The organism is Streptococcus sp. 343_SSPC, from assembly GCF_001072385.1.
Classification (GTDB): Bacteria; Bacillota; Bacilli; order Lactobacillales; family Streptococcaceae; genus Streptococcus.
Genome location: NZ_JVKU01000005.1, coordinates 74,172 through 95,936, shown reverse-complemented (window position 1 = coordinate 95,936; position 21,765 = coordinate 74,172). Strand labels below are relative to the sequence as shown.

Below are 21,765 nucleotides of genomic sequence, written 5' to 3'. Positions count from 1 at the left end.
ACTGCGTCTTGCTCGACAATCCAAAGACAATTGAGAGGCTAGGACTTTTGTCCTAGCCTCTTTTCTTGTCTTAAAAAAACCAGCTAGTAAGCTGGCTTTTGTTTTCTTATGAGCGTCCTAAGATTCGTTTGATCAGGGACAAGGCTTTGAATTTCAGAGGATTTGGGTAATAACGGAAGGTTCCCATCTTACGGACGATGTAGCCATTGAAGTTCTGTTTGAAGCGAAGAACACCGTCTGAGCCGTCGAAGACCCCTTGAATACCAAGGAAATTGTATAAGGTGATTCCTTTTTCTAGGGCACGCTTCATAGCATGGTATTGAATCAAGAAGGCTGCAGAGAATTTCTGATATTTAGTATACGAACCACCAAACAAATAGGTCACTTCTGATGGATTATAGATGATTAGGGCACAGGCCAATGGCACTGTTTCAACTGTTTCGTCAGCCAAGGTCTCCCGGACAATTGTCTTTTGTTTCTCTAATTTTTGCAGCTGTTGCTCATATTGTTTGGATGAAGGATTGAGCAAGGAAATCTTCTGGTCTAAATAAGCGAGTGCATCGGCTGTATTGATTTCAGCAATGAGAAATTCTGCCTTGTCTCCAAAGGTATCATAGAGATCGTAGTAGTAGTCTAGGCTCTTGTCTTCAAAGCCTTGACGTTTTCCAGTTTCCTCAATAATTTGTTTAAACTGAGGGATTTCCTCTCTCCTAATATTTCGAATGGAAATATCATAGTTGAGAGCAGTCGTAATATTCCGGCTACAGTTCTTGTTGAAGGATTTTAGGAGAGATTTGGCATCAAAATCGGTGAGGTCCTTCAGATAATGCCAAACAGGTTCTCCTCCAGGGTAGCCCACTTGTAAGCCATCAAATTGATAGCCAAGATCCAGTAATGATTGGAGAAGCTGTTTTTGCTCTTCTTCAGTCGGATTGCCATTGCTATCGAAAACTTGATAGTGGTCATAGGATTTTAAAATGAATTCGATACCACCATTTTCTTTTACATAAGCCTGTACTGCTTTGTAAAAATCTGGTAGGTAACGAGTATCCGTAACGATTGGCCCGCTATTGATTTCATAATGCAGGCCTCCCGTCATAGGTAGGCTGTATAAAATGGCAGAGATAGCTAATGTTCCTTGCTCTTCCCATCCAATATAGTGAATGGTTGCGCCTCTTTTATGAAGCAAATCAGCCATTTCAATACTCTGTAAAAAAGAGTGATTGGAAGTAGTAAGAGAGTGTTGGTAAAATTCTTCCCTACTAATAATCTTGAATGTCATAGGTCACCTTACTGTTTATTTCTTAGTTTTTTTCGTAACTGATAGGCCTTGTTAACAAGGGGATAAAGCATGCTAGTTGGGAGGTTGAATTCGCCAACAAATTCTTCGATCATTGGATTAAATTTTGACTTGAAGTGGTAGAGTCCTCCATCTAACTGGTTCTCAACTCCTCCCATATTTTGCCAAGTAGCTCCACGGTCAAAGGCATGCTGGGCTGTTTCATACCAAGTCAAAATAGCTGGTTGATAGCGGCGGAAGTTCTCATCCATTCCTGCATAGACATTCTCTGAAGTGCCTCCAAATTCAAGAGTTAAGGTTCCAGAAAGAGAAACAATCTCTTGGCCTGCTTTTAGCTCTTGATGGAGAAATTGGATTTCTTCTTCCAAGCGTTCTTTTTCTTGACGGTTATTATCGATCTTGCCTGGTTTTGTTTTTTCGTTAAAACGACTAGCTTCGGCTTGATTTTTTTCCAGCTGTTCTTTGAGTGAAGCAAGACGTTGAGCCAAGTTAATTCTTGATAGAGTGATGTAAGATTGTCCTGCATAGGTTGTTAGCAGTTTCTCATAATAGTCTCTTCCACGAAGATGGATGCCTTTTCGCGCTTCTGTCTTTTTCATCAGAGCTGCAAATTCGTCTAAGAGTTCAGTGCCTCCAAAGATGACTTCAACTCCTTTATTTCGAGCAGTCCGAATGGCTTGCTTGGTGGATTTGGACAGTTGGTCCTCAGTGAAGTATTCCTTGTAGATATTGGCCTGGAAACGTGGTTGAATGGTTTCTCCCATGTCTTCTGTCCGTCCAACCCATTCCGCTCCACATTCTTTTAAGGATTGGATAATCGCTAAAGTGGTCTCTTGATCTCTTACTTCTTGGCCGATTAATCCTTTTCTTAGGAAAAGAGAGGGATCAAACTTGGCGAAAACAGCACGTTTGCTTTTAGCATATGTTTTGATGGACTGGAGCATGAAGGCTACTAATTCGCTATTTTGGTAATCCATAATAGGTCCACGTGGGATATAGAGCATGGTAAAACCAAGTGGAAGTGGCTGGATTAAAATACTTGCGACAGCAACTAGTTTGTGATTTTGGTAAACGCCAAGGCGCTCATTGCCCCAGTTGTCCTTGATCTTTGACCAATCGGCGCTCTGAAGCAAATTGGTTTGGGGGCTAGTTTTAACGAATTCATCATGTTCTTCGGCAGTAATGCCGATTTTGTAAGTATACATTAATGGAGTACCCACTTTCTAAGGGCGTAAGCAACACCCGACTCATCGTTGGATCGCGTAACAACTTTAGCAATCTTTTTTAATTCAGGACTAGCATTGTCCATCGCGACTGGGAGACCAGCAACTTCTAGCATGGCCTGATCGTTTTCTTGATCGCCGACCGCCATCACTTGTTCTGGACTTAAGTGTAACTTGGACGCTAAGTGTAAGAGGGCTTGGCCCTTATCAACTGTTTTAGGCAAAATCTCAAGGTAAAAAGGTGCAGAACGAACAATCGTAAAACGGTCGTAAAAACTATCTGGAATAGAGGAGATGATTCTTTCTATGACTTCCGGTTCATCGACATACATACATTTGAGCACCGTATGATGCTCCATTTCTTCTGGAGTGCGGTAGAAAAGATCTGAGTGGACCAATTTGGCTTCACGGACAGTATAGCTACCAATGTTACGATTAGCTGTATAAATGCCAGACTTGGTACTAGCGTGCATAGGAACAGCTAATTTGCGAGCTAGTGCTTCAATATCTAAATAGTCATTGTAGGAGAGGTGTTCCTCATAGAGCGTTTCGCCAGTATGGGCGTCTTGAATCTGCCCTCCATTGAAGGTGATAACCAGGTCACCTGGTTGATCCAAATGAAGTTCTTCTAACAATCGAAGGACACCCGAACGAGGACGACCAGTTGCTAAGACAACATGGACCCCTTGAGCTTTGGCATCTTGGATGGCTTGAAAAACTTCGGGGGTTACTTGGCCGTCAGATGTTAAAAGGGTCCCATCGATATCAAGTGCAACAAGTTTAATGTTCATCTTTTTCTCCTGTGAAGGTATCGTTAACAATATAGGACTGGAATAATTGTAGTTGAGGTGTAAATAAGCTATTTTCAAGCAACATTTCTTTTGGGAAATAGAAGCGGTTATCCCCTTGTCTGCTACCGGCTAAGGAAGCAACGATAGGAGAAAGAAGGGATAGCTCAGCTAAATTTCCATCCTTCTGGATGATCTCAATTTGAGTACGAGGTTTTTCTGAATCTGGTCGGTAAACGTCGTAAGGAAGGTCAAAGTTTCGATGAATAGCCGTATAATAGGTTGGATCAAAACCGACCTCTTGAATCAGTTGTTTGAGAGCAGCTAATTTTTCTTCATCCTTATCTTGAAAGAGAATGGATTTGAAAACCTTGCGATTGATAAAACGCTGGGCCAAATCAGAGAGTACGGAGTCAGGACTCTCCATCCAAGATTGAAAGTAGGTATTCATAACGCCGTCGTCCAAAGCCAAGTAATCGGCCAGGCTAACTTGGTGCTCAAAAAAAGGAATCAGTCGAGGAGAAGTCGCTTGAAAGAATTCTTTATGCGCAAGGTAGAGATGACGTGCCCGCTTGAGCAGGTTCTGCAATAGGACTTCCATTGCTCTGGTGGCTGGATGAAAGTAGACCTGCATATACATTTGGTAGCGAGAAACAACATAATCTTCAACCGCATGCATCCCATTGACCTGAAAAGCAATTCCGTTTTCTACCGGGCGAATGACACGCAATATACGAGTTAAATCAAAATTTCCGTAAGAAGCCCCAGTGAAGTAGGCGTCTCGTAGAAGGTAATCCATGCGATCGACATCAATCTGACTAGAGATTAACTGCACCACCTGTTTATTAGGGTAGGTGTGGTCGATAACACTAGCTACCTTTTGAGGAAAATCAGGTGCTACTTGAATTAATATCTGGTAGATTTCTGTTTCAGGACAGGTAATAATTTCCTGGGTCATTTTTTCATGATCAGTATCAAATAGCCCTTCAAAGGTATGCGAATAAGCGCCGTGTCCGATATCATGGAGCAAGGCGGCAACCATGGTTAGAAGGGATTCGCTTGAGTCCCATTGGTCGGTGTATTTCTCATCAAAGATTGATAGGATACGCCGAGCAATTTCATAGGCTCCTAGACAGTGCGAAAAACGACTATGCTCGCCCCCATGAAAGGTAAACCCAGAGGTTCCTAACTGTTTGATGCGACGTAGTCGTTGAAATTCTTTTGTATTAATGAGCTTGTAAATGACTGGGTGATCCACGTGAATATAGTTGTGCACAGGATCCCGAAATACTTTTTCATTCATGCCTCTATTATAGCAGAAAACGGCCTAAATTGGTATCGAGAGATGGTTGCAATAGCAAAAAGAAAGAAGTTTTTGGTAAAATAAAGGAAAGAGGGAAAGGATGGGAACTTTTGAAGATTAGAATACAAAATCAGATTCAATTTGATGATCAACTGGAAGTGATGGACCAATATTACGAAGGGGAATGGAAGGAAAAAGGCGGCTATTACTATCTGCTTTACGTAAACGAAGAAGGAGAAAAAGTCGCTTTGAAATTTCATGATCAAGAATTGACCATGACGCGCTTTTCAACGCCAAAATCCATCATGAAATTTATAGATTCAGAGAAAGGTCATGCGCTCATTCCAACTCCCCTAGGCATGCAGCAGTTTGTGATTGATACTCAGGAATATAGATTGGAGCAAAATAAGCTTGGTTTGTCTTATCAGTTGTTAACGGCAGACGGAAGTCAACAGTTTGCGACCTATCGCTTAGAAGTGACATGGGAAGACTAGTTTATCAGTAGTTTTTCTTGATTTTTTTACGAGTTGTGGTATAATGAAACCACTCAAGGGAGTAGCTGGCGGATTTCCCGCGATAGTGTCGTCATTCCGAATTATTTCCGGCACTATATTAAACAGCGAGACTTGTTTTTTTAAAAAACAGGTCTCTTTTTTTGTAAAAAGAGGCCAAAAAGGAGGAGACTATTTTGTCAAAAGAACAAAATAAAGACTTGTTTTACACACAGACCTCAGAAGAAGTCCTAAAGAACTTGGACTCATCTATCGAAGGTTTGTCAACTGCTCAAGCTCAAGAACGCTTAGCGACTTATGGTCGAAATGAGTTGGAAGAGGGCGAGAAACGTAGCCTACTAGCTAAATTCCTTGATCAATTTAAGGATTTGATGATTATCATCTTGCTTGCGGCAGCGGCACTTTCTGTTATTACAGAAGGAATGGATGGTTTAACAGATGCCTTGATCATCTTGGCCGTAGTTGTCTTGAATGCTGCCTTTGGGGTATACCAAGAAGGTCAAGCTGAAGCAGCTATTGAAGCGTTGAAAAATATGTCAAGCCCGATGGCCCGAGTTCGTCGGGATGGTCATGTCATTGAGATCGACTCAAAAGAATTGGTGCCTGGGGACATCGTCTTGCTAGAAGCAGGGGATGTTGTGCCTGCTGATATGCGCTTGTTTGAAGCAGCTTCCCTCAAAATCGAAGAAGCAGCTCTTACAGGAGAATCTGTCCCAGTTGAAAAAGATGTGACAGGACTTGTTGAAGCAGATGCTGGTATTGGGGACCGCGTTAATATGGGTTACCAAAACTCAAACGTAACTTACGGTCGTGGTATTGGTGTCGTGACTAACACTGGTATGTATACAGAAGTTGGTAAGATTGCGGATATGTTGGCTAATGCCGATGAGACAGAAACACCATTGAAGCAAAGCTTGGAACAATTATCTAAAGCCTTGACTTACTTAATCGTTGTGATTGCTGTTATCACTTTCTTGGTTGGTGTCTTCGTTCGTGGTGAACATCCGTTGGAAGGCTTGATGGTTGCGGTAGCCCTTGCGGTTGCGGCGATTCCAGAAGGTCTTCCTGCCATTGTAACCATCGTTCTATCTTTGGGAACGACAACCCTTGCTAAACGCAATTCAATCGTTCGTAAATTGCCAGCCGTTGAAACACTTGGTTCAACAGAAATCATCGCATCTGATAAAACAGGTACCTTGACCATGAACCAAATGACGGTTGAGAAGGTTTATACCAACGGTCAATTGCAAAGCTCGGCAGCTGAGATTGCTGCTAGCAACAATACCCTTCGCATCATGAACTTTGCCAATGATACCAAGGTAGACCCATCTGGTAAATTGATCGGTGACCCAACTGAGACAGCTCTTGTTCAGTTTGGTTTGGACCACAACTTTGATGTTCGTGAAGTCTTGAAGGATGAGCCTCGTGTGGCTGAATTGCCATTTGACTCAGACCGTAAACTCATGTCGACCATTCATAAGGAAGCAGACGGTTCTTACTTTATCGCTGTTAAGGGTGCGCCTGACCAATTGCTCAAGCGTGTGACACGTATTGAAGTAAATGGGGAAGTTCGCCCTATCACAGAAGAAGACAAGAAAGCTATCCTTGCAATCAACAAAGACTTGGCCAAACAAGCCCTTCGTGTCTTGATGATGGCTTATAAGACAAGCAAGGAAATCCCAACCTTGGAATCTGAAATTGTTGAATCTGACCTCATCTTCTCAGGTTTGGTCGGCATGATTGACCCTGAGCGTCCAGAAGCTGCAGAAGCTGTACGTGTCGCTAAAGAAGCAGGTATCCGTCCGATCATGATTACGGGTGACCACCAAGATACAGCAGAAGCTATTGCCAAACGTCTTGGAATCATTGATCCAAATGATACAGAAGACCATGTCTTCACTGGTGCTGAGTTGAATGAACTTTCTGATGAAGAATTCCAAAAAGTCTTCAAGCAATTCTCTGTATACGCACGTGTATCACCTGAACACAAGGTTCGGATCGTAAAAGCATGGCAAAAAGAAGGTAAAGTTGTTGCCATGACTGGTGACGGGGTCAACGATGCGCCATCGCTTAAAACAGCTGATATCGGTATCGGTATGGGGATTACAGGTACAGAGGTTTCTAAGGGTGCTTCTGACATGGTCCTTGCCGATGATAACTTCGCCACTATTATCGTAGCGGTAGAAGAAGGACGTAAGGTCTTCTCCAATATCCAAAAATCCATCCAATACCTCTTGTCTGCCAATATGGCTGAGGTCTTCACCATCTTTTTTGCAACCCTCTTTGGTTGGGACGTTCTTCAACCAGTACATCTTCTCTGGATCAACTTGGTAACAGATACTCTACCAGCTATCGCTCTTGGTGTGGAACCAGCTGAGCCAGGCGTGATGACCCACAAACCTCGTGGACGTAAGTCTAACTTCTTTGACGGTGGTGTCTTCGGAGCTATCCTTTATCAAGGAATCTTCCAAACTATGCTGGTTCTTGGTGTCTATGGTTGGGCTTTGATTTCTCCTGAACACTCTACCCGGGCAGAAATCCATGCTGATGCTTTGACCATGGCCTTTGCAACTCTTGGCTTGATCCAATTACTCCATGCCTTTAACGTTAAATCAGTTTACCAATCCATCTTTAAAGTAGGGCTCTTCAAGAACAAGACCTTTAACTGGTCTATCCCAGTTGCCTTTATTCTCTTAATGGCGACGATTATGGTACCTGGATTCAATAAACTCTTCCACGTGTCTCATTTAAGCTTGACGCAATGGTTGGTTGTTGCTGTAGGTGCCCTTATGATTGTTGTTTTGGTTGAGATTGTCAAAGCCGTTCAACGTGCACTTGGTAAGGATAAAAACGCCATTTAAACGCGTATCAAAAGTCATCTTCGGATGGCTTTTTTGTGTGCAGAGATGTCTGGGCATATTTCTTGAGGCAAGACTGGATTTTTGATAAACTAGACAACAGTTTGAAGAAAGGAAACTTGTATTATGAAAAAGTTTTTTGCTGAAGTAATCGGCACATTTATGCTTGTCTTTATCGGGACTGGCGCCGTTGTTTTTGGAAATGGGACTGAAGGTGTTGGGCATTTAGGAATTGCCTTGGCATTTGGTTTGTCCATTGTTGCAGCTGCATACTCTATTGGGACTGTTTCTGGTGCTCACTTGAATCCTGCTGTTTCGATTGCTATGTTTGTCAACAAACGCTTGTCATCTAAAGACTTGGTCAACTACATTGTAGCGCAAGTAGTAGGAGCTTTCCTTGCGACTGCTTCTGTCTTCTTCCTTTTGTCTAATTCAGGGATGTCAACAGCTAGTCTTGGTGAAAATGCCTTGGCTAAAGGAGTAACTCCATTTGGCGGTTTCTTGTTTGAAGTGATTGCATCCTTTATCTTTATCTTGGTCATCATGACAGTGACATCAGCTTCTAAAGGAAACGGGAAGATTGCTGGTCTTGTCATCGGTTTGAGCTTGACCTTGATCATTCTTGTTGGTTTGAACATTACAGGTCTTTCTGTAAACCCAGCTCGTAGCTTGGCTCCTGCACTCTTTGTAGGTGGTGCAGCCCTCCAACAAATTTGGATCTTTATCCTTGCTCCAATCGTTGGTGGTGTCTTGGCAGCGCTTGTTGCAAAGAATCTCCTTGAAACTGAAGCTTAAGCTATTTTAACGAAAAAAAGATTTCGATTCCCTGTGGGGTCGAAATCTTTTTCTTTTTAGCAGTCAAGGATGGTTAAAGCCTGACGAAATTCGCTTGCTAAGTGTTGTCTTTTGTATTGATGAAATTCAGGTAAGTCTTTCACAGCGTTGTAGCGTTTATGAAGACGATACATGTCAGGGATCTTGTACTGTGGATAGGCCTTGAAAAAGTCTTCTGTTAGTTGCCATTCTCGAATATAGCCAAGAGGCCGCATATGATAATGGACGTTATCGATGGCTCTGGAAGGATGGCGATGATGCAAGTGTCCGAAGACGACATCCGCTACCTCGTGCTTTACAAAGAGATCGTGAAAAGCTTGACTACCTAAGAAGGCGTTGAATTTCTGAAAGTAGGGGTGACTAACGAGGAAGTCCTTGTGGGGGACAAAGTGAAGAGCGACGATGATTCTACCATCTAAAGAAGCGAGGACCTGATCCAATCGGAAGAGATCTTCTTGCGTGATGGTTGGATCATCTAAAGGACGTTCCAATCTTCGATCAAACCAGAAAGTATTCTTGGTACGCAGGTGGGCTTCCTTGCTCTTTTCAGGAACAAAGCTATAATCGTACCATCCAGCAAGAGATACTAAATGGCTGTCTCCAAAGGTCTGGACCTGAAAATCATACTGCTTGATTTCTTCTTCTGAAAGAGATAGCATATCGTGATTGCCCAGGTTAAAGGAAACAGGAAACTGTCTTTGGAGGTCCTGAATGAAGGGAAGGCTTATCTGTTTAAAGTCATTAGAGATGTCTCCAGCTAGATGAAGATGATCAATCTGTTCTTCTTGTAGGACCTGCAGGAGTTGCATGCGTTCGGCCTCGCCAAACTGATTGGAATCCAGGTGCAGGTCACTCATAAAACCAATACGTATCATATCACTAGTGTATCATAAGTTGATGAGAAAGAGAAAGGTAACCAATATGTAACAAATCTAACAATTATGTAACAAGGGAGGTGACAACGACCTGGTTTTATGCGATTTTTGTAGGGTAAACCATTCTTACTATCTCTTACTATGTGCAAATGACGGGGTTTGTGGTATAATAGACTGATACTTAGAAAGAGGTACTTATGGATATTTCAGAAATCCGTCAGAAAATTGACGCGAATCGTGAAAAATTAGCTTCTTTCAGGGGGTCTCTTTGACTTAGAGGGTCTGGAAGAAGAAATTGCCATTTTGGAAAACAAAATGACAGAACCTGATTTTTGGGATGATAATATTGCGGCGCAAAAGACATCCCAGGAATTAAATGAGTTGAAACAAACCTATGAGAATTTCCATCAAATGACAGACTTGTTTGATGAATCCGAAATCCTTCTTGAGTTTCTCTCAGAAGATGAATCCGTTCACGAAGAGCTAGAAGAGAAGTTGACAGAGTTGGATAAGATGATGACCAGTTATGAGATGACGCTTCTCTTATCAGAACCCTATGATAATAATAATGCAATCTTGGAAATCCATCCGGGATCTGGTGGTACTGAGGCTCAGGACTGGGGAGATATGCTTCTTCGGATGTATACCCGCTTCGGAAATGCTCATGGCTTCAAGGTGGAAGTCTTGGACTATCAGGCAGGAGACGAGGCTGGGATTAAATCTGTTACCTTGTCTTTTGAAGGACCGCATGCCTATGGCTTGTTGAAATCTGAAATGGGCGTTCACCGTTTGGTACGGATCTCGCCATTCGACTCAGCTAAACGTCGCCATACATCCTTCACATCAGTTGAAGTCATGCCAGAATTGGATGATACCATTGAAGTGGAAGTCCGAGATGATGATATCAAGATGGATACCTTCCGTTCGGGTGGAGCTGGTGGACAAAATGTCAACAAGGTTTCTACAGGTGTTCGTTTGACTCACATCCCAACAGGGATTGTAGTTGCTTCGACGGTTGACCGGACTCAGTACGGAAACCGTGACCGTGCAATGAAAATGTTGCAGGCGAAACTTTATCAATTGGAGCAAGAAAAGAAGGCAGCTGAAGTAGATTCCTTAAAAGGTGATAAAAAAGAAATCACCTGGGGAAGTCAGATTCGCTCCTACGTCTTTACACCATATACCATGGTGAAGGATCACCGTACAAGCTATGAAGTAGCCCAAGTTGATAAAGTAATGGACGGAGATATTGATGGCTTTATTGATGCCTATTTAAAATGGCGTCTCAATTAAAGTCCTCCTTCTATATAAAATGTGGAAAGGAATTTTCAATACATGTCAATGATTGAAATGAAAGATGTTGTCAAAAAGTATGACAACGGAACGACAGCTCTTCGAGGAGTGACCGTTCATATTGAACCAGGAGAATTTGCCTATATTGTAGGACCTTCTGGTGCAGGTAAGTCAACCTTTATTCGCTTGCTTTACCGTGAGGTGAAGCATGATAAAGGTAGCTTGAAAGTTGCTGGTTTTGATTTAGATAAAATCAAAAAACGCGATATTCCGATGTTGCGTCGGAACGTTGGGGTAGTCTTCCAAGACTACAAATTGCTTCCTAAAAAGACCGTATATGAAAATATTGCCTACGCAATGGAAGTAATCGGAGAGCGTCGTCGCAACATTAAAAAACGCGTTATGGAAGTTTTAGACCTTGTTGGTTTGAAACACAAGGTTCGTTCCTTCCCAAATGAGCTTTCAGGTGGTGAGCAACAACGGATCGCTATCGCGCGTGCCATCGTCAACAATCCTAAAGTATTGATTGCGGACGAACCAACAGGGAACTTGGACCCAGATAACTCTTGGGAAATTATGAACCTCTTAGAGCGAATTAATTTGCAAGGTACCACTGTTTTGATGGCGACTCATAATAGCCAAATTGTAAATACACTTCGTCACCGTGTTATCGCCATTGAAAATGGCCGTGTTGTACGGGATGAAGCGGAAGGAGAGTACGGATACGATGATTAGAAGATTTTTCCGCCATCTCATTGAATCATTTAAAAGTTTAAAACGGAATGGCTGGATGACCATTGCTGCAGTTAGTTCGGTGATGATTACACTTGGACTTGTAGCGATTTTTGCCTCAGTTATTGCGAATACGATCAAGCTATCAGATGATATTCAAAATAGTGTACGGATTGTTGTCTATATGCGCAAGGATATCCAAGATCAAAGCCAGCAGATCGAAAAAGAAGGCCAGATGGTTGATAATGAGGACTACAAGAAAGTCTATAATGCGTTGACAGCCATGAAGAATGTTGATAAAGTTGAGTTCTCCAGCAAGGAAGAACAATATGAAAACTTGATCAAGACTGCCGGTAATAACTGGAAAATTTTTGACGGAGATGCCAATCCACTCTATGATGCCTATTTTGTAGAGACAACGGCTCCTAAGTATGTAAAAGAAGTTTCCAAGGCCGCTAAGAAAATCGAAGGGGTGTCTGAAGTAAAAGATGGGGGAGTTGATACTCAACGTCTCTTTGCTCTAGGGAACTTCATCCGTATTTGGGGCTTGATTGGTGCCGCTTTACTAATCTTTATCGCAGTCTTCTTGATTTCTAATACGATTCGGATTACCATTATTTCACGAAGTCGAGAAATCAAGATTATGCGTCTGGTAGGGGCTAAGAGTGGCTATATTCGTGCGCCATTCCTTCTGGAAGGTGCCTGGATTGGCTTGATTGGTGCAATTCCACCAGCTCTCTTGCTTTATTATGTCTATAATATTGTCTACAAGTCCATGTACAATACCCTACAAGATCAGAAATTGTTCTTATATAGTCCAAACCTTCTTGTTCCGATTATGGTCGGAGGACTGTTTGGTCTCGGTATTTTAATTGGAGCACTTGGCTCATCTATTTCAATGAGACGTTTCTTGAAGATTTAAGATTATACAAAAAAAGGAAGTTCAAAAGAACTTCCTTTTTTAATGCAAATAAACTGTTATTTTAAATAAATTAGCTAGATGATTTTCAAAAAACAACTTATAATATTTTAGTCAATTAAGAAGATTAAAAACTTTCCGCTGTGAGAAAAGTGCCTGTAAAAATTCGATTTCAGGCACTCGGGAGTTTTGAAACCTTAGGTTCAAAACTAAGTTATGGAACTTCGGAGAAGTTCGCTAACGTCCGTGCTCACCTAAGGAAAGTTTTTTAGAGGACTTTATTTTTAAATTGAAAGGAAGTTCATCTGAACTTCCTTTTTTATCGATTTCGAAAGAAGGGATTAAACATTTTTTCATGACCGATAGTGGTATCATTCCCATGTCCTGGGTATACTGCATAAGAGGATGGAAGAGTGAGCAATTGTGTCTTAATACTTTCAAGGAGTTGGGGTCCGCTTCCTGTCGGCAAATCGGTCCGTCCAATGGTTTCTCGGAAAAGGGCATCTCCTGTCAAGACAAGGTGGTCATCAGGAAAGACCAAGGAGACCCCTCCGATGGAATGTCCTGGTGTGTGAAGAACATAAAAATGGAAGTTCTTCAAATGATAATTTGTTCGGTATTCAAAATGCTCTTCGGCTGGCTGGCAGACCACATCCGTTAAATCAGAATGGCGGTCTAAACCAGAAAGATTGTCCACAGGACTTTGAAGCCAGACTGCTTCATGAGCATCTACATAAACAGGTGGATGGCCATAAGTTTCCCGCACCTTCTCTAAACTCATGATATGGTCGTAGTGGGTATGGGTGAGGAGAATAGCAGCAATTGGTTTTGCGAGTTGATCGATGCGGCTGCGAATTTGTTCCCAAGCACTCCCGGGATCAACGACCAGAAGATAGTCCTCGTTTTCAAGCAAGTAGGTGTTTTCATAAGCGATGGGATTGACAATGCGGTGGATTTTCATTAGAGCTCCTTTCTCTATTAGTCTATCAAAAATATTGTAAAATAGCTGACTAAAACGCCTCTAGAAACCGAAGAATCGTCGCTTGGCTGGATTTGGTCCTTTCAATGTCATAAAATACCAAGCAAAGCGAGTCGGAAAATGATATAATTTTAAGTGCTATGACGACGAATGTTAAAAGAAAATATGCTGTCGTGGACCTGGAAGCGACCAGTGCAAGCAGCAATGCAAAAATAATTCAAATCGGGATTGTCATCATTCAAGATGGGCAGATTGTAGAGACCTATGAGACAGACGTCAACCCCCATGAGGAACTAGACGAACATATTCGCCAACTGACTGGGATTACCAATCAGCAACTAAAGAAGGCCCCTGACTTTTCACAGGTAGCCAGACAAGTATACGAACTGATTGAAGATGCTGTCTTTGTGGCTCATAATGTCAAATTTGATGCCAATCTCTTGGCAGAATCATTGTTTTGGGAAGGGTTTGAGCTCATAACCCCCCGGATCGATACGGTTGAATTGGCCCAAGTCTTTTTCCCAACACTAGAAAGATACAATTTAAGTAGCCTGTGTGAAGAATTGGCGATTCCTCTAGACCATGCTCACTCAGCTATCTCAGATGCGCAAGCAACCGCCCAGCTATTTCTTAAGCTTCGTGAAACGATTGCTTCCCTACCGAGAGAATTGGTGGAAACCTTGCTGTCATTTTCTGATAATCTGATTTACGAGTCGAGACTCTTGATAGAGGATGCTTTCGAGGATGCGGGAGCTTTTCATAAAGAGGACTTGACATCTCACCATGGGATTTTTCTTCGTAAGCCTCTGATCAAAAGAGATGCCAAGAATTTTTCTGATCAGTTTGCTATTAATATCCAGTTAATGGGCATGGAACCCCGTCCCTTGCAGCAAGAGTTTGCCCAGTCAATTGAAGAAAGTCTTCAGTCTTCAAGAGAAGTAGCAACCTTTGTCGAGGGACCTACTGGGATTGGAAAAACCTATGGCTACCTCCTTCCCTTACTAGCGCATACAAAGGACCAGATTGTTGTCAGTGTTCCAACCAAGGTCTTACAAGACCAAATCATGCAACAGGAAGCTAAGACGATTGAGGACGTTTTTCAGACTTCTTTTCATAGCCTAAAGAGTCCTCAAAATTATTTAAAACTGGATGAGTTCTTTCGAATCTTGCATGAACCAGAGGAAAATCGCCTATGGAATCGGTTCAAAATGCAATTGCTAGTCTGGTTGACCCAAACAAGGACGGGTGATCTAAATGAAGTTGGACAGCTCCATCGTTACGGGAATTTTGTTCAACGAATCCGTCATGATGGGAAACTATCAAAAAAATCTTTATTTTACACAGAAGATTTTTGGCGTCTCGGTCAAGAAAAAGCCAAAATGAGTCGAGTCTTGCTCACCAATCATGCCTATTTATTGACTCGATTAGAGGATGATCCTTCTCTAGTAGAAAATCGGACTCTAGTGGTGGATGAAGCACAAAAACTTTATTTTTCATTGGAGCAGTTTTCAAGGGCTTCCTTATCCTTATCGGATTTCATGCTAGATCTGCAACGGGAGATTGAAATAGAAAAATCCTTGTTGAAACGACGGATCCTTGAGAGTCTCCAATTTGAATTGAATGCTCTACTCAAACATCTTGAATCGGGTAGCAGAAAGGTCGAACTAACACCGGAACAGGTGAAAAAAATTCGCCAGGATTTATCTGAACTAGATAGTCCAGTCTTGGCTGCATTAAAAACGGTCTTTGATCCTCGTTTTCAAATTTTTTGGATTGATCGTACACAAGAGAATCAGCATCCGATAATTCGCTTGCAGTCTGGAAGAGAGGGCTTGGTTTCCCTTCAAGACTTTATTCCAACAACTACCAGACTTCTCTTGGTCTCAGCTACCTTATCCATTAGTAAAAAGGTCAATCTAGCCTCGATTTTAGGAATTGAGAATTACCAATTCATTGGGAAAGAACTGTCCTATCATCAAGGGCAAACCATCTTCATCGATCGAGAATTTCCTGATTTGACCAATTTGATGCAAGAGGAATTAGCTGGCTCTTTAGCAAGGTATTTGGATGATCTAGCAGCTACTGGCTTGCCTCTCTTTGCCTTGTTCACTTCCAAGGACTTGCTATTAGCAACTTCTCAGTTGATGACAGTGGGTCATCTGGCTCAGTATAAGAATGGTGAAGCAGCAACTATTAAACGCCGATTTGATAGAGGGGAAGCTTCCGTCCTTTTAGGATCCGGTAGTTTTTGGGAAGGGGTCGATTTTGCCCAGCAAGCAAAAATCATTCAAGTCATTCCTCGCATTCCTTTTGATAATCCAAGTGATTTCTTCGTGCAAAAACTGCACGAAACCTTGCGTCTAGAAGGGAAAAATCCTTTCTATGATTATAGTTTGCCACTAGCTATCTTACGCTTGAAGCAGGCTCTTGGACGCTCGAGTCGTTCGAGCGAGCAAGAATCTCTGGTCATTTTATTAGATCAACGCTTATTAAATCGTCAATATGGTTCGCAGATTCAAGCTAGTTTAGAGAAAATAGCTCCTCTTGTCATTGCTAAGACAGGAGAAGTAAAAGAAGTTGTTGAACAATTTAGGAGTTAACATGAATCAAAAACCCAATGGAACTCAGTATGTTCCCGGTGTCTTGCTAGCCGCTCTCACAGCAGGACTATCTATGGTGTTAGGAAAAGCAGTACCTATCCTTGGCTCTAGTCTCTTTGCTATCCTATGTGGGATCCTCTTGAATGCTAGTCAACTCTTGCCTCAAAATAGCAGGCCGGGACTAGCCTATTCAGGGAAAAAACTCTTGCAATATTCCATTATCTTGATGGGCTTTACCATGTCCTTTCAAAAGGTGACCCAATTGGGCCTGTCTTCTTTGGTCATTAGTTTACCGACCATCAGTATTGCCTTTTTCTCTGCTTTTGCAATGGGCTACCTCTTAAAAGTTCCAAAGATTTTAACAGCCTTGGTTGGAATGGGGACAGCTATTTGTGGAGGTTCTGCAATCGCGGCAGCCTCTCCTGTTCTAGAAGCTGATGAAAATGACATTGCTCTGTCCATGTCGACAATCTTTTTCTTCAATATTCTAGCGGTTTTCCTCTTTCCTTTCTTTGGTCACCTCCTTGCTATGACGGATCGGCAATTTGGTTTTTGGGCAGGAACAGCTATTAATGATACCTCATCTGTTGTAGCGGCCGCATTTTCCTATAGTAAAGCAGCGGGTGAAGTGGCTACGGTTGTAAAGTTGACCCGAGCTCTGATGATTATTCCAATCTGTTTTGGGATGTTGGGACTAAAACTACTAGGACGGTCGAAACAGGATCGAGAAGGGAAGCAAGTGAAATTGAGTAAAATTGTTCCTTGGTTTATTTTTTACTTCCTTTTGGCTTCTTTAGTGACGTCCTTTGGCTGGTTTCCAAGTTATTGGATTCCCTTCTGTAAATGGTTGTCACAATATTTGATGGCTATGGCCTTGGTTGGCATTGGAAGTCAAGTGTCTATTCAGGCCTTCCGTAAGCAGGGGGTTGCTCCTCTCCTCATCGGTCTTGTGGCCTGGCTAGCTGTATCCATTTCTAGTTTGCTACTTCAACACGTTTTAGGAATCTAAATGAAAGGGAGATGAAATGAAGAGACGTCAGTCTTTCAAACTTAGAGGAGATTTCTCCTTGATCACCACTGTTTTGTTATTATTAGCATTTGGTGTGGTGGCAGTCTACATTGCAGTTTCGAATGATTATCCTGACTTGGTTTGGTCTATTTTAGGCCAACAGGTTGCCTGGATTGTTTTAGGATGTATGATTAGTTTTGTCGTTATGCTCTTTAATACAGAATTTTTATGGAAAGTAACGCCCTACTTGTATGTCTTTGGCTTGGTCTTAATGGTCTTGCCCCTTTATTTTTACAACCCAAACCTGGTTGTTTCGACCGGTTCTAAAAACTGGGTGGCTTACAAGGGGATCAGTCTTTTTCAGCCATCAGAGTTTATGAAAATTTCTTATATCTTGATGGTCTCTCGTGCGATTGTTCACTTTTTACGAAACAATAGGGAAGAAGATCGGACGCTAAAAAAAGACTTTTTTCTCATTCTCCAAATTGCTGCCTATACCATACCGGTCCTAGGGCTTCTAGCCTTTCAACATGATTTTGGAACCTCCTTGGTATTTATGGCCATCTTCTCAGGAGTAGTCCTTATTTCAGGGGTCTCTTGGAAAATCATTTTACCAGTCTTTTTGACCCTCGCAGGTGGAATTGCTCTCTTTTTGGCCGTCTTTCTATCCGACGGTGGGCGGGCCTTTCTCCATCAAACTTTGGGGATGCCCACCTATCAGATGAACCGCATTTTAGCCTGGTTGAATCCTTTTGATTATGCACAAACCATGACCTTCCAACAGGCTCAGGGACAGCTGGCCATTGCCAGCGGTGGTCTATTGGGGCAAGGTTTTAATGTATCTAATCTGTTAATCCCGGTCAGGGAGAGTGATATGATTTTTACGGTCATCGCGGAAGATTTTGGATTTGTAGGCGGACTGTGCCTCCTTCTCTTATACATGTTTCTAGTTTATAAGATGTTGCGCATTACCCTGAAATCCAATAATCAATTTTACACCTATATCTCAACTGGTTTCATCATGATGCTGGTCTTCCACATATTTGAGAATATTGGGGCTGTAACGGGGATCTTGCCTCTCACTGGAATTCCCTTGCCATTTATCTCACAAGGAGGATCCGCTATTGTGAGTAACCTTATTGGGATTGGTTTATTATTATCCATGAGCCATCAAAATAGGGTGAGTGAAGAACGGAAAAAAGAAAGTCGACTATTGAGACAGAAACAATTGAGTCGACTACACGAGAAAGGAATAATTTGATATGACAAAAGTAGCAGTGATGTTAGCAAATGGTTTCGAGGAAATCGAAGCCTTGACCGTTGTCGATGTTTTGCGAAGAGCAGCAATCGAGTGTTTGATGGTTGGATTTGATCCGGAAGTGACAGGTTCCCATGGGATCACAGTGAAGGTTGATGAGGTCTGGTCCGGTTCGTTGGATCATTTTGATGGCATTGTCCTTCCAGGAGGGATGCCGGGAGCAGCAAATCTACGAGACCATGAGGGCTTGATTCAGTCTTTAAAAGAAGCCCATGAACAAGGAAAAAGTCTAGCAGCTATTTGTGCAGCTCCGATTGTCTTGGATCGAGCTGGACTACTTGATGAAAAACGCTATACCTGCTATGATGGCTTCGAAAAAGAAATTGGAAGAGAGCATTATGTGAAGGAAGCAGTGGTTCAGGATGGTCACATCTTGACCAGTCGGGGTCCTGCAACAGCACTTGCTTTTTCCTATGCACTGGTCAACCATTTTGGGGGAGATGCCACAGCATTGAGAGAAGGGATGCTCTATCAAGATGTTTTTGGAACATCGGCCCCTTAGTTGTTGAGAAGAAAAATGAAGGTAGGAAAATTCCTGTCTTCATTTTTTTTATAGGCTAGTTTTGTCAAAATATAAATGCTTTTTGAATGAAAGTAAAACAGGTGGGAGATGACTGTAAAAAAACCGTGAAAACATTGACTTTACAAGCAATTTTTTGAAAATTATGGTATAATTGAAGCTATGGATTATCATGATTTTATATGGGATCTTGGTGGGACTTTATTGGACAATTATGAGACCTCTACAAAAGCTTTTGTAGAGACCTTACAGTATTTCCAAAGGGAGGCTGATCATGATTCCGTTTATGCAGCTTTAAAGGTTTCCACGGATTATGCTGTTCAGCAGTTTGCCTCAGACCTTCCAGACTTTTTGGGAGAGTATAAACAGCGAGAGAAAGAAGCTCTTGAAATCCCCTGCTTATTCGAGGGGACTGAGGAGTTATTGCATCGTCTGACAGCACTCGGAGCCCGTCATTTTTTGGTTTCTCACCGTGACCATCATGTAGAGACTATCTTAGAAAAAACAGGGATTCGTCATTACTTTACAGAAGTTGTGACAGCTGATGATGGTTTTCCACGCAAACCAGATCCTACGTCCATGTTGTATCTAAAAGACAAGTATGCGATTGAGTCTGGCTTGGTGATTGGAGATCGCCCGATCGATATCGAAGCTGGTCAGAGAGCTGGCATGGCGACCTATTTGTTCGACTCAATGGATCAATTAAGTGCCTATATTTTTAATTAGAAAAGGGAAAGAATGACAGAAGAATTGAAGCAAGAAACGACTGGTCAAGAATATGATGCCAGTCAGATTCAGGTTTTAGAAGGTTTAGAAGCAGTTCGGATGCGTCCGGGGATGTATATTGGATCCACTTCTAAAGAAGGTCTTCACCATTTGGTCTGGGAAATCGTCGATAACTCAATCGATGAGGCCCTTGCAGGCTTTGCTAGCCATATCGAAGTCTTTATCGAAGCGGACAATTCGATTACAGTCGTCGATGATGGACGGGGTATTCCGGTTGATATTCAAGAAAAAACGGGCCGTCCAGCGGTTGAGACTGTCTTTACCGTTCTCCATGCGGGAGGAAAATTTGGCGGTGGTGGTTACAAGGTTTCTGGTGGACTCCATGGAGTTGGATCATCCGTCGTAAATGCTTTGTCGACTCAGTTGGATGTGCACGTCCATAAGAATGGTCAAATTCATTACCAAGAATACAAACGCGGTCAAGTCGTTGCAGATCTTGAAGTAATCGGTGAAACAGATCGAACTGGTACAACTGTTCACTTTACTCCAGACCCAGAGATTTTCACAGAAACAACCGTCTTTGATTTTGACAAGTTGAATAAGCGGATTCAAGAATTAGCCTTCTTGAACCGTGGCTTACGAATCTCGATCACGGACAAGCGTGAAGGGCAGGAGCAAACGAAAGATTACCACTATGAGGGTGGGATTGCTAGTTATGTAGAATACATCAACGAAAACAAGGATGTCATCTTCGAAACTCCGATTTATACCGATGGAGAATTGGATGATATCACGGTTGAAGTAGCCATGCAGTATACGACTGGTTATCACGAAACCGTCATGAGTTTTGCCAATAACATCCATACTCATGAAGGGGGGACTCATGAACAAGGTTTCCGTACAGCTTTGACCCGTGTTATCAACGACTATGCGCGTAAGAATAAACTTCTCAAGGACAATGAAGAAAATCTAACAGGGGAAGATGTCCGGGAAGGGTTGACGGCAGTGATTTCTGTCAAACACCCAAATCCACAGTTTGAAGGACAAACCAAGACCAAACTTGGAAACTCTGAAGTGGTGAAGATTACCAACCGCTTGTTCAGCGATGCCTTCTCTGATTTCTTGTTGGAAAATCCGCAGATTGCTAAGAAAATTGTCGAAAAGGGAATTTTGGCTGCCAAAGCGCGTGTTGCTGCTAAGCGCGCCCGTGAAGTCACCCGTAAGAAATCTGGTTTAGAAATCTCAAACCTTCCTGGTAAATTAGCAGACTGTTCATCTAACAATCCAGCTGAGACTGAACTCTTCATCGTCGAAGGAGACTCTGCCGGAGGATCTGCTAAATCAGGTCGAAACCGCGAGTTCCAGGCGATTCTCCCTATTCGGGGGAAAATCCTCAACGTGGAAAAAGCCAGCATGGATAAGATTTTAGCCAACGAAGAAATTCGTAGCCTTTTCACAGCTATGGGAACTGGTTTTGGTGCAGAATTTGATGTATCAAAAGCCCGTTATCAAAAATTAGTCATCATGACAGATGCCGATGTCGATGGAGCTCATATTCGAACCCTCCTCTTAACCTTGATCTATCGCTATATGAAACCAGTTTTGGAGGCAGGCTATGTTTACATCGCCCAACCACCAATCTATGGTGTAAAAGTCGGTAGTGAAATCAAAGAATACATCCAACCAGGAGCCAACCAAGAAGCAGAATTGGCTGAAGCCTTGGAGCGCTATTCTGAAGGTCGTTCCAAACCAACGATTCAACGATACAAAGGTTTGGGTGAGATGGATGATCATCAGCTCTGGGAAACAACGATGAACCCAGAACATCGCCTCATGGCGCGTGTGACAGTTGATGATGCAGCAGAAGCAGATAAAATCTTTGATATGCTCATGGGGGATCGAGTAGAACCTCGTCGTGAATTTATCGAAGAAAATGCCGAATATAGTACACTTGATGTATAAAATTCTGCGATATT

18 protein-coding genes are annotated in these 21,765 nt (G+C 42.4%); 12 read left to right on the top strand and 6 right to left on the bottom strand.

Features of this window, described 5'->3' with window-relative positions:
* Nucleotides 1-106 precede the first annotated feature (106 nt).
* From ADH27_RS00730 to ADH27_RS00715, 4 genes are read right to left on the bottom strand one after another with little or no spacing between them, the layout of a single operon-like run.
* A complete protein-coding gene (locus ADH27_RS00730; protein ID WP_048714929.1) occupies nt 107-1,282 on the bottom strand; it encodes an aminoacyltransferase in 1,176 nt (391 codons plus the stop codon).
* A gap of 8 nt (nt 1,283-1,290) precedes the next feature.
* Entirely contained in the window at nt 1,291-2,505 is a 1,215-nt protein-coding gene (locus tag ADH27_RS00725) for an aminoacyltransferase (protein WP_048714927.1), read from the bottom strand.
* Entirely contained in the window at nt 2,505-3,314 is an 810-nt protein-coding gene (yidA, locus tag ADH27_RS00720) for a sugar-phosphatase (protein ID WP_048714925.1), read from the bottom strand. Before yidA ends, ADH27_RS00725 begins: the two co-directional genes overlap by 1 nt.
* Nucleotides 3,304-4,614: an HD domain-containing protein gene (locus ADH27_RS00715; RefSeq protein ID WP_048714923.1), complete on the bottom strand. Its 1,311-nt coding sequence runs from the start codon at nt 4,612-4,614 to the stop codon at nt 3,304-3,306. Before ADH27_RS00715 ends, yidA begins: the two co-directional genes overlap by 11 nt.
* A gap of 110 nt (nt 4,615-4,724) precedes the next feature.
* On the opposite strand from ADH27_RS00715, the gene ADH27_RS00710 reads away from it, so the two are divergent.
* From ADH27_RS00710 to ADH27_RS00700, 3 genes are all read left to right on the top strand, one after another.
* Entirely contained in the window at nt 4,725-5,108 is a 384-nt protein-coding gene (locus tag ADH27_RS00710; RefSeq protein WP_048714921.1) for a DUF1934 domain-containing protein, read from the top strand.
* Nucleotides 5,109-5,302: 194 nt separating this feature from the next.
* Complete coding sequence (locus ADH27_RS00705; protein WP_048714920.1) at nt 5,303-7,987, top strand: cation-translocating P-type ATPase; 2,685 nt, start codon at nt 5,303-5,305, stop codon at nt 7,985-7,987.
* A gap of 123 nt (nt 7,988-8,110) precedes the next feature.
* A complete protein-coding gene (locus ADH27_RS00700) occupies nt 8,111-8,779 on the top strand; it encodes an MIP/aquaporin family protein (protein WP_048714918.1) in 669 nt (222 codons plus the stop codon).
* 56 nt (nt 8,780-8,835) lie between these two features.
* On the opposite strand, the gene ADH27_RS00695 is transcribed toward ADH27_RS00700, so the two are convergent.
* On the bottom strand, nt 8,836-9,693 hold the full coding sequence (locus ADH27_RS00695; protein ID WP_048714917.1) for a metallophosphoesterase: 858 nt from the start codon (nt 9,691-9,693) through the stop codon (nt 8,836-8,838).
* Nucleotides 9,694-9,890: 197 nt separating this feature from the next.
* On the opposite strand from ADH27_RS00695, the gene prfB reads away from it, so the two are divergent.
* The 3 genes from prfB to ftsX all read left to right on the top strand — a co-directional run bounded on the left by prfB (nt 9,891) and on the right by ftsX (nt 12,640).
* Nucleotides 9,891-10,986, top strand: a protein-coding gene (prfB, locus tag ADH27_RS00690; RefSeq protein ID WP_129821903.1) for a peptide chain release factor 2 whose coding sequence is annotated in 2 segments (ribosomal slippage) — nt 9,891-9,962 and nt 9,964-10,986 — 1,095 coding nt in all. Because the reading frame shifts where the segments join, the coding sequence is not laid out codon by codon here.
* A 42-nt stretch (nt 10,987-11,028) separates the two neighbouring features.
* Nucleotides 11,029-11,721, top strand: coding sequence for a cell division ATP-binding protein FtsE (ftsE, locus tag ADH27_RS00685; protein ID WP_006595938.1), 693 nt, complete (start codon nt 11,029-11,031; stop codon nt 11,719-11,721).
* Nucleotides 11,714-12,640, top strand: a complete 927-nt coding sequence (gene ftsX / locus ADH27_RS00680; protein ID WP_048714915.1) for a permease-like cell division protein FtsX — start codon at nt 11,714-11,716, stop codon at nt 12,638-12,640. Before ftsE ends, ftsX begins: the two co-directional genes overlap by 8 nt.
* Nucleotides 12,641-12,956: 316 nt before the next feature.
* Here ftsX and ADH27_RS00675 read toward each other — a convergent pair whose 3' ends face one another.
* Nucleotides 12,957-13,598: an MBL fold metallo-hydrolase gene (locus ADH27_RS00675; RefSeq protein ID WP_048714913.1), complete on the bottom strand. Its 642-nt coding sequence runs from the start codon at nt 13,596-13,598 to the stop codon at nt 12,957-12,959.
* Nucleotides 13,599-13,756: 158 nt separating this feature from the next.
* Here ADH27_RS00675 and ADH27_RS00670 point away from each other — a divergent pair, with 158 nt between their 5' ends.
* The 6 genes from ADH27_RS00670 (at nt 13,757) to gyrB (ending at nt 21,751) form a co-directional block, all read left to right on the top strand.
* Nucleotides 13,757-16,216 carry a bifunctional DnaQ family exonuclease/ATP-dependent helicase gene (locus tag ADH27_RS00670; protein ID WP_048714911.1) on the top strand — a complete coding sequence of 820 codons (2,460 nt, stop codon included), beginning with the start codon at nt 13,757-13,759 and terminating at the stop codon, nt 16,214-16,216.
* A 1-nt stretch (nt 16,217) separates the two neighbouring features.
* Nucleotides 16,218-17,225 (top strand): YeiH family protein, encoded by a 1,008-nt coding sequence (locus ADH27_RS00665; protein ID WP_048714910.1) that lies wholly within the window; start codon nt 16,218-16,220, stop codon nt 17,223-17,225.
* A 16-nt stretch (nt 17,226-17,241) separates the two neighbouring features.
* A complete protein-coding gene (locus ADH27_RS00660; RefSeq protein ID WP_048714909.1) occupies nt 17,242-18,486 on the top strand; it encodes an FtsW/RodA/SpoVE family cell cycle protein in 1,245 nt (414 codons plus the stop codon).
* Nucleotide 18,487: 1 nt separating this feature from the next.
* A complete protein-coding gene (locus ADH27_RS00655; RefSeq protein ID WP_006595944.1) occupies nt 18,488-19,045 on the top strand; it encodes a DJ-1 family glyoxalase III in 558 nt (185 codons plus the stop codon).
* A gap of 180 nt (nt 19,046-19,225) precedes the next feature.
* A complete protein-coding gene (locus ADH27_RS00650; RefSeq protein ID WP_048714907.1) occupies nt 19,226-19,789 on the top strand; it encodes an HAD-IA family hydrolase in 564 nt (187 codons plus the stop codon).
* A 12-nt stretch (nt 19,790-19,801) separates the two neighbouring features.
* Nucleotides 19,802-21,751 (top strand): DNA topoisomerase (ATP-hydrolyzing) subunit B, encoded by a 1,950-nt coding sequence (gene gyrB, locus ADH27_RS00645; RefSeq protein ID WP_006595946.1) that lies wholly within the window; start codon nt 19,802-19,804, stop codon nt 21,749-21,751.
* Nucleotides 21,752-21,765: the final 14 nt, after the last annotated feature.

Excerpts from the sequence above, each read along its gene's own strand:
- gyrB (WP_006595946.1), top strand. The coding sequence starts at position 19,802 with ATGACAGAAGAATTGAAGCAAGAAACGACTGGTCAAGAATATGATGCC.
- ADH27_RS00670 (WP_048714911.1), top strand. The coding sequence starts at position 13,757 with ATGACGACGAATGTTAAAAGAAAATATGCTGTCGTGGACCTGGAAGCG.
- ftsX (WP_048714915.1), top strand. The coding sequence starts at position 11,714 with ATGATTAGAAGATTTTTCCGCCATCTCATTGAATCATTTAAAAGTTTA.
- ADH27_RS00730 (WP_048714929.1), bottom strand. The coding sequence starts at position 1,282 with ATGACATTCAAGATTATTAGTAGGGAAGAATTTTACCAACACTCTCTT.
- yidA (WP_048714925.1), bottom strand. The coding sequence starts at position 3,314 with ATGAACATTAAACTTGTTGCACTTGATATCGATGGGACCCTTTTAACA.
- ADH27_RS00675 (WP_048714913.1), bottom strand. The coding sequence starts at position 13,598 with ATGAAAATCCACCGCATTGTCAATCCCATCGCTTATGAAAACACCTAC.
- ADH27_RS00650 (WP_048714907.1), top strand. The coding sequence starts at position 19,226 with ATGGATTATCATGATTTTATATGGGATCTTGGTGGGACTTTATTGGAC.
- ADH27_RS00700 (WP_048714918.1), top strand. The coding sequence starts at position 8,111 with ATGAAAAAGTTTTTTGCTGAAGTAATCGGCACATTTATGCTTGTCTTT.
- ADH27_RS00665 (WP_048714910.1), top strand. The coding sequence starts at position 16,218 with ATGAATCAAAAACCCAATGGAACTCAGTATGTTCCCGGTGTCTTGCTA.
- ftsE (WP_006595938.1), top strand. The coding sequence starts at position 11,029 with ATGTCAATGATTGAAATGAAAGATGTTGTCAAAAAGTATGACAACGGA.
- ADH27_RS00715 (WP_048714923.1), bottom strand. The coding sequence starts at position 4,614 with ATGAATGAAAAAGTATTTCGGGATCCTGTGCACAACTATATTCACGTG.
- ADH27_RS00725 (WP_048714927.1), bottom strand. The coding sequence starts at position 2,505 with ATGTATACTTACAAAATCGGCATTACTGCCGAAGAACATGATGAATTC.
- ADH27_RS00695 (WP_048714917.1), bottom strand. The coding sequence starts at position 9,693 with ATGATACGTATTGGTTTTATGAGTGACCTGCACCTGGATTCCAATCAG.
- ADH27_RS00660 (WP_048714909.1), top strand. The coding sequence starts at position 17,242 with ATGAAGAGACGTCAGTCTTTCAAACTTAGAGGAGATTTCTCCTTGATC.
- ADH27_RS00655 (WP_006595944.1), top strand. The coding sequence starts at position 18,488 with ATGACAAAAGTAGCAGTGATGTTAGCAAATGGTTTCGAGGAAATCGAA.